12 protein-coding genes are annotated in these 12,835 nt (G+C 54.3%); 11 read left to right on the forward strand and 1 reads right to left on the reverse strand.

Translation table 11 applies throughout. The features are described from left to right. Positions 1–81: 81 nt before the first annotated feature. The 9 genes from FEE96_RS05900 (at position 82) to FEE96_RS05940 (ending at position 9,847) form a co-directional block, all read left to right on the forward strand. Positions 82–1,296, forward strand: coding sequence for an ROK family transcriptional regulator (locus FEE96_RS05900; RefSeq protein WP_138162079.1), 1,215 nt, complete (start codon positions 82–84; stop codon positions 1,294–1,296). Next, positions 1,293–2,558 carry a M20 family metallopeptidase gene (locus FEE96_RS05905; RefSeq protein WP_138162080.1) on the forward strand — a complete coding sequence of 422 codons (1,266 nt, stop codon included), beginning with the start codon at positions 1,293–1,295 and terminating at the stop codon, positions 2,556–2,558. The genes FEE96_RS05900 and FEE96_RS05905 overlap by 4 nt, the downstream gene beginning before the upstream one ends. Positions 2,559–2,572: 14 nt before the next feature. Next, positions 2,573–3,628: a substrate-binding domain-containing protein gene (locus FEE96_RS05910; protein WP_212744741.1), complete on the forward strand. Its 1,056-nt coding sequence runs from the start codon at positions 2,573–2,575 to the stop codon at positions 3,626–3,628. 127 nt (positions 3,629–3,755) lie between these two features. Then, complete coding sequence (locus tag FEE96_RS05915; RefSeq protein ID WP_138162081.1) at positions 3,756–4,808, forward strand: substrate-binding domain-containing protein; 1,053 nt, start codon at positions 3,756–3,758, stop codon at positions 4,806–4,808. Positions 4,809–4,875: 67 nt separating this feature from the next. Next, positions 4,876–5,829 (forward strand): ABC transporter permease, encoded by a 954-nt coding sequence (locus FEE96_RS05920; RefSeq protein ID WP_138162082.1) that lies wholly within the window; start codon positions 4,876–4,878, stop codon positions 5,827–5,829. A 14-nt stretch (positions 5,830–5,843) separates the two neighbouring features. Then, positions 5,844–7,055, forward strand: coding sequence for an alanine racemase (locus tag FEE96_RS05925; protein ID WP_138162083.1), 1,212 nt, complete (start codon positions 5,844–5,846; stop codon positions 7,053–7,055). Then, a complete protein-coding gene (locus tag FEE96_RS05930) occupies positions 7,052–7,792 on the forward strand; it encodes an ATP-binding cassette domain-containing protein (protein WP_138162084.1) in 741 nt (246 codons plus the stop codon). Before FEE96_RS05925 ends, FEE96_RS05930 begins: the two co-directional genes overlap by 4 nt. 1 nt (position 7,793) lies before the next feature. Beyond that, the gene (locus tag FEE96_RS05935) at positions 7,794–8,831 is read left to right on the forward strand and encodes an SIS domain-containing protein (RefSeq protein ID WP_212744742.1); all 1,038 of its coding nucleotides are present in this window, start codon (positions 7,794–7,796) and stop codon (positions 8,829–8,831) included. 281 nt (positions 8,832–9,112) lie between these two features. Continuing rightward, a complete protein-coding gene (locus tag FEE96_RS05940; protein WP_138162085.1) occupies positions 9,113–9,847 on the forward strand; it encodes an SDR family NAD(P)-dependent oxidoreductase in 735 nt (244 codons plus the stop codon). Here the strand turns inward: FEE96_RS05940 and FEE96_RS05945 are convergent. Next, positions 9,844–10,602: an N-acyl homoserine lactonase family protein gene (locus tag FEE96_RS05945; protein WP_138162086.1), complete on the reverse strand. Its 759-nt coding sequence runs from the start codon at positions 10,600–10,602 to the stop codon at positions 9,844–9,846. The two genes, FEE96_RS05940 and FEE96_RS05945, sit on opposite strands and share 4 nt — an antisense overlap. A gap of 40 nt (positions 10,603–10,642) precedes the next feature. On the opposite strand from FEE96_RS05945, the gene FEE96_RS05950 reads away from it, so the two are divergent. After that, positions 10,643–11,770: an aminotransferase class I/II-fold pyridoxal phosphate-dependent enzyme gene (locus FEE96_RS05950; protein WP_138162087.1), complete on the forward strand. Its 1,128-nt coding sequence runs from the start codon at positions 10,643–10,645 to the stop codon at positions 11,768–11,770. Positions 11,771–11,988: 218 nt separating this feature from the next. Continuing rightward, on the forward strand, positions 11,989–12,810 hold the full coding sequence (locus tag FEE96_RS05955; protein ID WP_138162088.1) for a recombinase family protein: 822 nt from the start codon (positions 11,989–11,991) through the stop codon (positions 12,808–12,810). The last annotated feature ends 25 nt before the right edge of the window (positions 12,811–12,835 follow it).

Below are 12,835 nucleotides of genomic sequence, written 5' to 3' on the forward strand. Positions count from 1 at the left end.
AAAAAGTCATCGCAAAAAGAGTTGACTCAAACGTGTGATTTCTATTAGTTCGGTAGGTAGACGAACTAATAGGGGCCCACTGTGCTTGATCAATCCAACCTATCGCGACGCATGACACTCAGCTCGGTTGTTCAGGCCATCACATCCTATGGCCCCATATCGCGCGCAAGCGTCGCCAAGATGACGGGCCTATCCAAACAAACAGTTTCAGAGATTGTGTCCTCGCTTGAAAAAGATGGTTGGGTACAAACCGTTGGGCGTACCGAAGGAAATGTCGGTCGCCGTGCGGTGGTGTATGAAATTGTGCCCGAGGCCGCGCTGGTTGCCAGTGTCGATCTGGGTGGAACCAAAGTACGCACCGCCCTATGTGACCTCACCGGCAAAGTTGTTGCTGAAATGGTTGAGCCCACCACTCAAAGCGGTGGTGAAGCTGTCGTTGATCAAATCGGGCGTCTTATTCTTGAAACCGCCACATCTCATAATATCGAACAAGAAAAAATTCGGGTTGCAGTTGTTGGAGTACCCGGTGTCCCCGAGGCTGAAACAGGCCATGTAAAAATGGCCCCCAATATCAAGGGCGTCGATGCGGTCAATTTCCCCGAACTGTTGAATGAACGGCTTGGCATTGAGGTCCTTGTCGAGAACGATGTGAATCTGGCGGCTCTGGGTGAACACTGGATGACCCATCAGGGCGACAAAGATGATCTGGTCTATCTATCAATTGGCACAGGAATTGGTGCTGGTGTTGTCATCGGCGGCAAATTGGTACGCGGCGCTTCTGGCGCAGCAGGCGAGGTCGGATTTTTGCCTTTTGGAGCTGATCCGTTTGAGGAAGACAGCAAAACAACAGGTGCTCTGGAACGAGTTTCAGCAACGCAGGCGATCACCAGCCACTATTTCCAACTAACCGGCACCAACAAAAACGTCCCTGCTGTATTTGACGCGGCCCTCGCTGGTGATGCCCACGCAAAACAGGTTCTGGAAACCGTTGCCAGCTATATCGCACGCGCTGTGGTTGCAATCGCATCGGTAATTGATCCAGCCTGTGTTATCATCGGCGGCTCCATCGGCGCACGCGAAGAGCTGGTCAGCCTGATCAAGCCAGAAATTGACCGCTGCTTCCCCCGCTCTATTTCGGTTGAGCCTTCTATTCTGGGCAATCACGCCGCCCTTGCAGGCGGCACCTCCATTGCCCTGTCGCGCCTTCACATTGCCCTGTTTTCAGGCGGTCTTCCGGGTGCACAAATTGTTGTTCCACCACCCCATGTCAAAACCTACCTTGAAGACGTGACATGATCGACGACACCATAAATGCCAAGTTACGAGCAGCCCAAGACAATCTTGCAGATGTTGAATTGCTGCAGGAAGCAATAGGCAAGCAAAGCATAACAGGCTCCGAATCCAACTTTGTTGAGCATCTGCAAGACGTCTTGGCGATTATTGGGCTAGAACCTATCACTGGCGAATTCCTGCCGGGCCGCCCAAACATTTGGGGCCAGCGCAAAGGGGCCGAACCCGGACCCAACCTGATGTTTGTCGGCCATACAGATACTGTAAACGTACAGGGCTGGTCCGAAGCCTGGGCTGGTCAAGTTCGCGAGAACCCATTTGGCGCGGTCGAAATTGACGGTGAAATCTGGGGGCGCGGTGCCTGTGATCTCAAAGCTGGGATCTGCGCCTCACTGGCGGCGCTGCGTTTGCTGGATGCTGCCAATATCAAACTACGCGGGCAAGTTTCATTTGCCTTTATCGGTGACGAAGAAAGTGGCGAACCCGGACTGGGTGTCAGCGCCGGTGCTAAAGATCTTGTGCAACGGGTCAAACAGGGTGAAATCTCGACACCCGATTTTGCGATCTATGTCGAGCCAACCAAGCTCAATGTCTACACCGCACAAATTGGCTTTTTCATCGCCGATATCAAAGTAACCGGAAAGTCAGCCTATTTTGGCACCCCTGAGGATGGGGTTGATGCCTTGAAAGCGAGCCACAAAATTCTGTCCGCCCTTTGGCAACACGAAGAAGAGCTTACGTCTGGGCCAGCACATGATTTTGTCGGCCCCTCTGGCATATTGGTGACTGACATCAAAGGCGGCGGATACATCGCCGTCCCCGGTCAGTGTTCGTTGTCGGTCATTCGCAAACTACGCCCTGGTGAAGACCTGGACAAATCCGTGGCCCAGTTTGAAGAGGCTGTAAACTCAGCAGACTTAAGCGATGGGATTTCAGTAGAAATAGAATATCCCGCCGGCCGGGATCATCCGTTTGGTGGGTCCCCTGTTGAAATCGACCCAAACCATGACGCCGCGCGTTTGCTGGCCGAATGCGTCCAACAAGAGCACCCTAGTGGAGGCCAGATTGGTGGTGCCCCCTACTGGTCAGAAGCACCGTTTCTGGTGAACGCAATAGGCTGCCCAACCGTCTACTGCGCACCCGGCGACATCAGTGTCGCCCACACATTCAATGAACGCGTCAATGTCAAAGAGTATCTGGCAGCAGTCCGTTCATTTGCCCTGTTCATGGTTGCCTACTGTGGCACCGAAACAGGGAAAGAAGAATAACAAGGAGGAACTCAATGAAACATCTAACAAAAACCTGCCTGTCTGCTGCGGTCTTTGCGCTGGCCACTCTGCCAGCATTGGCCCAAACCATGGGACCACAGGGCGAAACTGCCACCCCATCCAATGTCGTTGCCGTTGCAGACGCCGATCTCGAAGCCGTGCGCGCGGGCAATCACACTGCCGCCCTGTTGTGGCACGATCAGTCCGATTTTGTGAACGCCGTGACCGCCGGAGCCACAGCCGAATTTGAACGCCTGAACATCAAAGTTGTTGCCACCACAAGCGCCGGATTTGATGCCGCCAAACAGCGTAGTGATATTGAAACTGTTCTGGCTAAAAATCCCAGCATCATCCTGTCACTTCCTCTTGACCCTGTAACTTCGGCTGCCGCTTTTGAAGAAGCCAAGTCCGAAGGCATCAAACTGGTGTTTCTGTCAAACCTGCCCTCAGGATATGAGCACCCTGCCGACTATGCGGCTATTGTGACCGATGATTTGTTCCAAATGGGCAAACAGGCGGCGGATGCGTTGGCCAAATCAATGGGTGGGACCGGCACGGTAGGCTGGATCTATCACGATGCCAGCTATTATGTCACCAATCAGCGCGACAACGCGTTTAAAACAACCATTGAAAACGACTATCCAAACATCTCGATCGTTGCCGAACAGGGGATCACAGACCCTGCCCGCGCCGAAGAAATTGCCAATGCCATGTTGCTGCGCAACCCGGACCTTGGCGGCATTTACGTCACCTGGGCTGGCCCAGCCGAAGGTGTACTGGCCGCTCTGCGGGCAAATGGCAACAAAACCACCAAGATCGTAACGCTGGATCTGTCCGAACCCGTTGCGCTGGACATGGTGCGGGGCGGTAACGTTGCGGCCATCATTGCAGATGAGGCTTATGAACTGGGTCGTGCAATGGCTGCTGCCGCTGTTCTGGACCTGTTGGACCAAGACGTGCCCCCATTTGTGGTGGCTCCTGCTGTCACGGTTACAGCTGACAACGTCGCCGAAGGCTGGATGCAGTCCCTGCACATCAACGCCCCGGCAAGCCTGACAACCAGCAACTAAGTCAAGAAATTGCCCAGCAGAAAAAGTCGCGTTCTGCTGGGCGGTTGCCCCGTTCCCACAAGGCAAAATTAGCAGCGTTCGCGCGCTGCCCCTGCGGCATACCAAATTGTTCAGGAGGAAGTAAATAATGAACCCGTTTATTAAACTGGCCGCTATTTCTGTATTGTCAGCTGGCCCAACACTTGCACTTGCCGAAAACCCTGCCACCGTTGGCCCAAATGGCGAGGCCCCCACCCCGGTGTCTCAGCTGGTACTGACAGCAGAAGACGAAGCCAAAATCAAGGCTGGCGGCCATTCCGCCGCTCTGGTCTGGCACGAGTTATATGACTGGTCCAATTCAGTAGCCCGTGGTGCCAAAGACGAATTTGCGCGCCTCGGTATCGAAGTCGTTGCCGAAACCGATGCAGGATTTGATTCCAGCCGTCAGAAATCCGATGTAGAAACTGTGATGGCGCGGGAACCCTCGATCATCGTGTCCCTTCCAATTGATCCCACCACCGCAGCTGGCGTTTATGGAATTGCCCGGGATGCAGGGGTGAAGCTGGTGTTTGTCGACAATGCCGTCAACGGTTTCACCCATGGTGAGGACTATGTGACTGTGGTGTCTGCCGACCTGTTCCAGATCGGCAATAAAGCCGCCGTTGCCTTGGCCGAGTCGATGGGGGGCAAAGGCGAAGTTGGTTACATGTACCACGACGCGGACTTCCCGGTGACCAACCAACGGGATGGCGCCTTTAAGTGGACCATCGAAAACAAGTACCCTGACATCAAGATTGTCACCGAAAGTGGTATGACGGATCCGGCCAATGCAGAAGACATCGCCCGTGGCATGCTGTCCCGCAACCCCGAACTTGACGGTATCTACACTCCCTGGGCCGAGCCCGCGCTTGGGGTTCTCTCCGTTCTGCGCCAGCAAGGCAATGCTGACGCCAAGGTCGTCACCATTGATTTGAATGAACCGGCTGCTCTGGACATGGTGGGAGGTGGCAACATCGCCGCAATCATTGCGGATGAGGCCTATAGCATTGGTGTTTACGCCGCCCGCGCCGCCGCCGCCGGATTGCTCGACAAGCCGGTTGACCCGTTCCTTGTGGTGGATGCTTTGACCATTGGGCCAAACAATGTGGCAGATGGCTGGATGAAATCCCTGCACTCCGAAGCACCAAAAAGCCTGCGCTGAACACACTCTCTCTGCGAGGGGCGTGCGCGCCCCTCGTTCTTGCAAACACCGACTCTGAAAGACTGATATGACCCGCGTCACCTCACGCCTGAACGGATTGGACTTCCAGCAAGCGGTTGTCTATTTCGGCTTCCTTGCCATTTTCCTGTTCTTCGCCGTCACCCTCTATGATGATGGGTTTCTGACCCAGCGAAATCTGACAAACATCGTGCTGCAAACAGCACCTGCCACGATCATGGCTGTTGGACTGGTCTTTGCCCTGTCCGCAGGCGAAATCGATCTCAGTTTCGGTTCCATCGTCGCAGTTTCTGCCCTGTCCTGTGCAGTCATCCTTCAGGACTACCCACTGCCCTTCGGCGTTGCCGTAGGTCTGGGCGTTGGTATGGGCATCGGGGCCTTCAACGGAGTCCTGATTGCCTATTTGAAACTGCCCTCGTTTCTGGTCACTTTGGCCACCATGGGTCTGTTTGCAGGCATCGCCCGCTCAATGACCAACCTGCGGTCCATTCCAGTGATGAACGACACGTTCACAGGTATCTTTGGCTCCGGCAAATTGTTCTCGGTCCCTTCACTGGTGATCTGGACAGTGATCGGCGTTGCAGTTGGCCATCTGATTTATCGCCATACCCGATTTGGTGCCCATGTTCTGGCCACCGGAGACAATCCCCGCGCCGCACAGGTGTCAGGCATCAAAGTACCGCGCGTGCGTCTGTACGTCATGATGATCTGCGGCGGTTGTGCCGGTCTGGCCGGGTTACTCTATGCCGGGCGCCTTCAGGCCGCGAAATACACCCTGGGCGAAAGCGATCTTATGACCGTTATCGCCGCCGTAATCGTAGGTGGCACTGCCCTAAACGGAGGAAAAGGCTCGGTTATCGGCGCTCTACTCGGCTCACTCCTGATGGGGATGCTCAACAATGGGCTAATCCTGATGAACCTCAAGGTCTCCGATCAGATGATCGTTCGAGGCCTCATCATTCTCGTCGCCGTCGCTCTGTCGCTGCGCGACAGCAACCGCTAAGAAAGGAGCAGGAAATGCTTCTCGACACTCTCATACGCCGCAACCCAGCTTTTATCGAAGCTGCCATGGAGCTGCATCAACAAGGTAAGATCCCGGCCAACTCATATGTGCTTGACCTCGACACCGTTGAACGCAACGCCAAAACCTTTTCTGAGACCGCAACCAAACTAGGGCTTAAAACCTTTGCCATGACCAAACAGGTCGCCCGGCATTCTGGGTTTTGTCAGGCCTTGATCCGTGGCGGCATTGCGCGGTCCGTTGCCGTCGACATGGATTGTGCCGTCGCCTGCCATCGCGCGGGGTTAAAAACCGGCCACCTTGGTCACCTGGTACAAGTACCGCGCGGCGGCGTAGACTTTGCCGCCAGCCAGCTCAAACCGGACTACTGGACCGTGTTTAGCCACGACAAGGCAAAGGAAGCAGCGGCAGCAGCGGCCAAGGCCGGTCGCGTTCAGAACATTTTGGCCCGCATCCAAACGCAGGGCGATACCTTCTATCGTGGTCACGAGGGCGGATTTTCTGCCGAAGATATCTGTGAGGTCGCAGATCAGATCGATGCGCTGGAGGGCGCGCGTTTTGCGGGGATCACCACGTTTCCGGCCCTGTTGTTTGATCTGGAAAGCCGCAGCGTCAAACCAACACCCAATCTGGACACCCTGAAACGAGCGGCAGCTGCGCTTGCTGCGGCAGGGCGCACCGACATTGAAATCAACGCACCCGGCACCAATTCGGCGGCCGTCCTGCCTGCCCTTGCTGCGGCAGGCGCCACCCAATGTGAACCCGGCAATGCGCTGCATGGCACCACGCCGCTGCACGCAATGGAGGATCTACCTGAAGAGCCGGCGGTTTTGTACCTGTCAGAGGTTTCGCATCAACACGGCGGCAATGCTTTTTGCTTTGGCGGCGGGCTATATATTGATCCGGTGTTTCCGAAATATGATGTGAAGGCGCTTGTATCCTCGCAACCAACCAGCGCCCGCAAAGATCTGGCCAGCGTTGAAATCCCTGACTATTCGGCCATCGACTATTACGGCATGATCGACGCAACTGGGGATGTGAAACCCAAAACCGGCGACACCGTTGTCTTTGGCTTTCGCGGTCAAGCCTTTGTCACCCGCGCCAATGTGGTTGGCGTTTCGGGCGTTTCCAGCGGAAACCCGCAGGTCACCACCATCGAAAATATCTTTGGACAGGCCGTTGACTGGCCAGAAAAGGCTTTGTCATGACTGCTGAACAAAACGTGTTGTCCCTGACCAATATTCACAAGGCATTTGGCGGTGTTGTCGCTATTCAAGACTTTTCTCTGAACCTGAAGGCAGGCGAAGTGGTTGCGCTGGTTGGAGACAACGGCGCAGGCAAATCCACCCTGATCAAGATCGTGTCCGGGGTCTACACCCCTACATCGGGATCGATCGAGTTGGACGGCGAAGAAACATCCTTCAGCGATGCCAGTTCTGCCCGCAGCAAGGGTATCGAAGTGGTCTATCAGGACTTGGCTCTGGCAGATCAACAGCCGGTATTCATGAACATGTTTCTGGGTCGTGAGCTAACCAAACCACCGTTTGGCTTGTTGGACAAGGACCGCATGCGACGTGAGTCACAAGAGCTGGTGGACGAGTTGGATGTGCGCATTCCTTCAGCAAGCTCGACCATCAGCCAGCTGAGTGGTGGCCAGCGGCAGGGCATTGCTATTGCCCGAGCCACCCATTGGGCCAGCAAGCTGATCCTGCTGGACGAACCCACCGCTGCACTTGGCGTCGCGGAAACCGCCCGGGTTGAGGGCCTGATCGAGAATCTCAAGAAAAAGAACCTCGCCATTTTGATCATCAGCCACAGCCTGGATCAGGTGTTCCGCCTGTCCGACCGGATTTGCGTGCTGCGTCGTGGTCAACAAATCGGCATTCGAGAAACCGCAAAAACCGACAAAAACGAAATAGTCTCAATGATTACCGGAGTCGCCTGATATGGATACGAAAATAATCGGCACCATAATGGCACATGAAGTGGCTGAGATTCCGGAGGTCCTGCACCGGCAGGTCCAACAAGGACTGGACACCTATCTTCTGGCTGGCCAGCAGGCAGCCCGAACAAACCCCCGTGGTTTTGTGACCTGTGCACGCGGGACATCCGATCATGCTGCAACTTTCTTCAAATATGTGATGGAAACCCGGACAGGACTGCCGGTGACCTCTATTGGGCCATCAATTGCCTCGGTCTACAAAACACAGTTGAAATTGCAGGATCTCATTTGCCTAACAATTTCGCAATCGGGGGGCAGCCCCGACCTGGTTGCCTTACAAGCGGCAGCAAAACAAGGTGGCGCGCAAACGCTGGCGCTTTTGAACGAAGCAGACAGCCCCGTTGGCCGATCTGCCGACACTGTTTTGGACGTTCTTGCCGGGCCAGAAAAAGCGGTTGCTGCAACTAAGTCGTTTGTCAGCACCCTGTTTGCCATCCTTGGTTTTGCTGCTGGCTTTACCGATGACACCGAGTTGGAAACCGCCCTGCGCAGTTTTCCTGATGTCTCCAAACTCGCCTTGAACAAAGACTGGAGCAAAGCCCAACTGTCACTGGCCCGCGCTGGATCCGTGTTTACGGTTGGTCGTGGTCCCGGTCTGGCTGTTGCTGCTGAAGCAGCGCTGAAACTGAAAGAAACCTGTCGGATTCACGCCGAGGTGTTCTCAGCCGCCGAGCTTCTTCACGGACCTGTTGTCTTAGCTGACAACCGGTTTGCGAGTCTGGTTTTTGATAGCCAAGACGAAACACAAGAGTCAATTCGGGCGGTAATCCAAACCATGGCCGAGCGTGAAGCCGCAGCATTTGTGGTGACCCCTCTTGCAGACAGCCCCGACCATCTGCATGTTCCAGATGTAAATCACCCGTTGTTGCAACCACTGGTCCAGATTATTGGATGCTACAAATTCGTAGAAAAACTGGCCCGCAATCTTGGTGAGAACGCTGATGCGCCAAGTGGCTTGAACAAGGTCACCGTGACCGTCTGAACTTTGTCACCATGAATTCAGAGTAGAGACTGTCGTATCAATTGGCAGGGTGCTGGGCGGTAGGCGAAAGTTCGTCGCGTAACGCACTAACACCTAATGCACGGCAAATGCTGCCAAGCGTGTTTCGTGACAGAGTGGTAAGGAAGGCCCAATACTGGCAGTCATGCAAACAGCCACTTCGAGCGCAACCAACCAAACTTGAAGTTGGCTGTACAAAAAGTATTTCAAAGTCTAGCGTCCTCCCTAAATCTGCAAAAGACAATTCGGGGTTAGAAATCATCATGCCGGGCAAAGTTGCGGTTGTTACAGGAGCAGGTGGCGGAATGGGGCGCGCGATTTGCCTCAAACTTGTGCAGGATGGGCTGACCGTGGTCGGACTGGATGTATCCGCTGAAAGGCTCGAAGAAACGTCGACGGCCATCGGCGATGGTTTTCACAGCTTGGCCGTTGACCTGACAGATGCCACCGCAGTTGCAGAGGCCTTCGCAAACATTAAGTCCCAGCACGGCGGGTTGGATGCATTGGTCAACAATGCCGGAACCTGCCTGATGTCCGATTTCCCGATTATCCCAGCCTCAGAGCTCGACAGTCAAATGGCGATAAACTTCAATTCGGCATTTTATTGTTGCCAGCAAGCGGTCCCCTTGATGATGGACCGTCCCGGCGTTCGCAAGATCGTCAATATCTCATCCAACGGCGCCTACAACTTTGATGTTTTTGACCCACCACATTATCGCGCCAGCAAAGCCGCGATGGACACTTTGACAAAAGATCTTGCGCGGCGGTATGCAGCAGAAAAAATCGCCGTTAATTCGATTGCTCCAGCCATGACCACCACGCCGTTGTTCGATGTATTAACGGATGAGGTCCTACAACAGGCAATATCGGCAATGCCACACGGACGGGCGATGGATCCGTCTGAAATTGCCAGTTGGGTTGCCTTCCTGATCTCACCTGCCGGGGATATCTCCAGCGGCAACATCATCATTCTCAATCAAGGGCGGGATGTGCGTTAGGTATATGCTTCGGGCGATTTTTTGAGTTTTGGCCATTGCTCAGGCGAATGCCCATAGATCACAAACGCGCCGGTTTCTTTGGCCAGGTTCATCAAGCGATCTGCGCTGGCAATAGCTTTGGCCTCGTCCCAGGAACCGGCAAACCTCTCGTCAATTTCGGCGGGGCGCGAGATCGCGTCACTGGTCAGCAAAACCATCCCGGTCTCTGGCAGTTCCAACATCAGCGCCAACTGGCCCGGCGCATGGCCCGGTGAGGTGAGAACACGAAACCCAGGGCCGACCTCAACGTCGTCTTCGATCACCAGATACTCTTGATCGGGCCATTCAAGCGGTTGGACATCGCCCCAGTAAAGCGGTTTAGGCAAACGCCGCTCTGCGCCTGATACCAAAATTGGGGTCTGGGGAAAATCACCAAGACCGCCAACATGGTCAATATGGGTGTGTGTCAGAACATGCAGATCGATCTGATCCGGTTTGATCCCCGCCAAGGCCAGCTGAGCCGCAGGCATATTGACCATCCCACACTCCAGAACTTCGCCAAACTCATACAGCCTGTCCTGTTCAGTGGCTGCGGCTTTGTCCTCGGCATATTTTTGCGGAAAGCCGGTATCGACCAGAATGGATTCACCCGCGTCTGTCTGAATCAGAAACCCGAAAATGCCGATAACTCTGCCGTTTGCGTGCACTTTGAACAGCCCGTAATCCAGAACATGCAACGAGATCGGCCGCCCTTTCAAATAACCTTTGGCTTGCATTACATTCCCTCATAACTGCTCCAACCATCGCGGGTCCCTGATGAAAGTCAAGATTCATACCCTGTTCCAGTATCTGCTTGATACAACCGAGACCGATCCAGAAGCCTTTATAGGGTTCTCGCTGGCCGAGTCGCCAAAACTGGGTGATTTTCTGGACGATCTTGACCCTGAAATGTCACTTGATTGGAACCTAAAATCCTTTCGGGGGCTGCCATCCCTGCGCCAGCGTGTCATTGATCAGGCTGGTTTGGCCAAGAATTGTACAGCGGATGATGTGTTGATCACTGCTGGCGCAGCAGAGGCCAATTACCTGGCGTTCATGCAGCTTGTTGAAGCCGGGGATGAGATTGTCACAGAAACACCTGGATGGCCGCAGATAGAAGTTTTGGCCAAGGCCAGACAGGCAACTGTCAAATTGGTTGAAAGAAATGAGGCCGCAGGCTGGGCTTTACCGGTGGATCAGCTGGAAAACCTGGTCACCGATAAAACCAAGCTGATTTTTCTGACCAACCCAAACAACCCAACCGGCAAATTGTTAAGCAAAGAAGACCTGCAGCGGATTGCGCAGATTGCTGACAAGGTCGGAGCTTGGTTGATCGTTGACGAGGTTTATGCTGGCCTGGAATGGACAACCGACAGAGCGCCGTCGATTGCGGGGATTTATGAGCGCGGCATTACTACAGGCAGCGTGTCCAAGGCCTTGGGGTTGCGGGGGTTGCGCACCGGTTGGCTGATCTGCCGTGACAAAAACATGGTGATGGATGCGATTATCCTGCGGGAAAACAGCAGTGAAATTATGAATATCATGGGGGAAGTGATCGCTGAAGTTGCTTTGGGCCCAGATCGACTAAGCCAGGCTTTGGCCAATGCGCGACGTGATAGCATCGCTACGCTTGAGTACTTGGACACATACATCGCCGCCGAGCCCAAGCTGTCCTGGCACCGGCCCGAGGCCGGATTAATAGGTTTGGCACGACTGCCAGAGGGAATAGATAGCGATATCTTTGCAAAACGCCTGCTGGCTGACCCATATAAAACATTTTTACTGCCTGGCAGTGCGTACGGGCTGTCGAACCACATTCGACTAGGAGTTGGCGGCGGTGCCTCTGCAAAATTGGATGTTGGTCTTACCCGGATGTCACAACTATTGGCCGAATGGGGCACCTAGATCTGACAGTTGGTTGAGCGGCGGGCCGAATGGGATAAAAGTAAGAACCACTATGTCATTGAAATACAAAATCCTTTCCCATGGCAGAACGTTCGATCTCCGAAACTCAGCCATCAAAGGAATGAAGCCGAGAAGCTTGTCGGAAAGACGCCTTACGAAGTCCTCAGGGAAAAGCTATAGTCAACAAACGGGATGTCCCACGGGTAACCGCACCTTACATGGCAGTAGAAGAGTCGGAAGCCTCAGTAATTCGCTTGATGTTCGATCTTGCACTCTATGGTGATGGCCAAACCGGTCCACTGGGACTGAAGGAAATCGTTAAGTGGCTGAATGAGAGAGGTTATCGCACGCGCAAAGGCACCAAATGGGGCATAAATGCCGTTCATCGCTACTTCCAAAAAACCACGGTCGCTGGAGAGTTCATTTTCAACAGCAGCCAGGACGGCGGCAAAGCAATCACTATCCCAGTTCCTCCGATCATCGAAAGATCCAAGTTTGATCTGGTTAGAGCAACCATGGAAGCCAGAGCCCCAAGTCAAACACCTCCTCGAGTCGTAACAGGCGACGTTTTGTTAACAGGGCTCGCCAAATGCTCGAACTGTGGCAACGAGATGACAATGGGGGCTGGAAATGGAAACGGTGGCCGGTACCACTACTACCAGTGCGCGGCACAAATGCGCCAAGGCAAGACAGCCTGCGAGGGGCACCGATTCCCGATGAAAGCTCTCGACCAATTGATTGTAGATCAGGCTCTGGCTGACCTGTTCAGCGCAGAAAAAATCAGTGCCCTCATGGAGCCGATGCTCAGTCGGCAGTCTCAAAGCAAAGCTGAAATTGCCAAGCGCCTTGCAGATCGAGAAACTGAAGTCCTGGATGCCGAGAAGAGCATCGATAACTTGTACGACCTTGTTACCACTAATCTGGTGCACTCATCGGATCCCGACTTTCGGCAACGGTGCGAGCGGGCACAGGAAAACATGCCCGCGTCAAGAAAGAGCGGGACCAGGTTGCCGCTGAGGTCGCGCCGAAAGCCCGGCTGACTAACGAAAAGGTATCGCGGTTTGT

The organism is Parasedimentitalea maritima (genome assembly GCF_005771405.1).
GTDB lineage: Bacteria > Pseudomonadota > Alphaproteobacteria > Rhodobacterales > Rhodobacteraceae > Parasedimentitalea > Parasedimentitalea maritima.

What these genes read in the sequence shown, in the direction of transcription:
- FEE96_RS05905 (WP_138162080.1), top strand. Translation starts at nt 1,293, where the DNA reads ATGATCGACGACACCATAAATGCCAAGTTACGAGCAGCCCAAGACAAT.
- FEE96_RS05910 (WP_212744741.1), top strand. Translation starts at nt 2,573, where the DNA reads ATGAAACATCTAACAAAAACCTGCCTGTCTGCTGCGGTCTTTGCGCTG.
- FEE96_RS05915 (WP_138162081.1), top strand. Translation starts at nt 3,756, where the DNA reads ATGAACCCGTTTATTAAACTGGCCGCTATTTCTGTATTGTCAGCTGGC.
- FEE96_RS05920 (WP_138162082.1), top strand. Translation starts at nt 4,876, where the DNA reads ATGACCCGCGTCACCTCACGCCTGAACGGATTGGACTTCCAGCAAGCG.
- FEE96_RS05925 (WP_138162083.1), top strand. Translation starts at nt 5,844, where the DNA reads ATGCTTCTCGACACTCTCATACGCCGCAACCCAGCTTTTATCGAAGCT.
- FEE96_RS05930 (WP_138162084.1), top strand. Translation starts at nt 7,052, where the DNA reads ATGACTGCTGAACAAAACGTGTTGTCCCTGACCAATATTCACAAGGCA.
- FEE96_RS05935 (WP_212744742.1), top strand. Translation starts at nt 7,794, where the DNA reads ATGGATACGAAAATAATCGGCACCATAATGGCACATGAAGTGGCTGAG.
- FEE96_RS05940 (WP_138162085.1), top strand. Translation starts at nt 9,113, where the DNA reads ATGCCGGGCAAAGTTGCGGTTGTTACAGGAGCAGGTGGCGGAATGGGG.
- FEE96_RS05945 (WP_138162086.1), bottom strand. Translation starts at nt 10,602, where the DNA reads ATGCAAGCCAAAGGTTATTTGAAAGGGCGGCCGATCTCGTTGCATGTT.
- FEE96_RS05950 (WP_138162087.1), top strand. Translation starts at nt 10,643, where the DNA reads ATGAAAGTCAAGATTCATACCCTGTTCCAGTATCTGCTTGATACAACC.
- FEE96_RS05955 (WP_138162088.1), top strand. Translation starts at nt 11,989, where the DNA reads ATGGCAGTAGAAGAGTCGGAAGCCTCAGTAATTCGCTTGATGTTCGAT.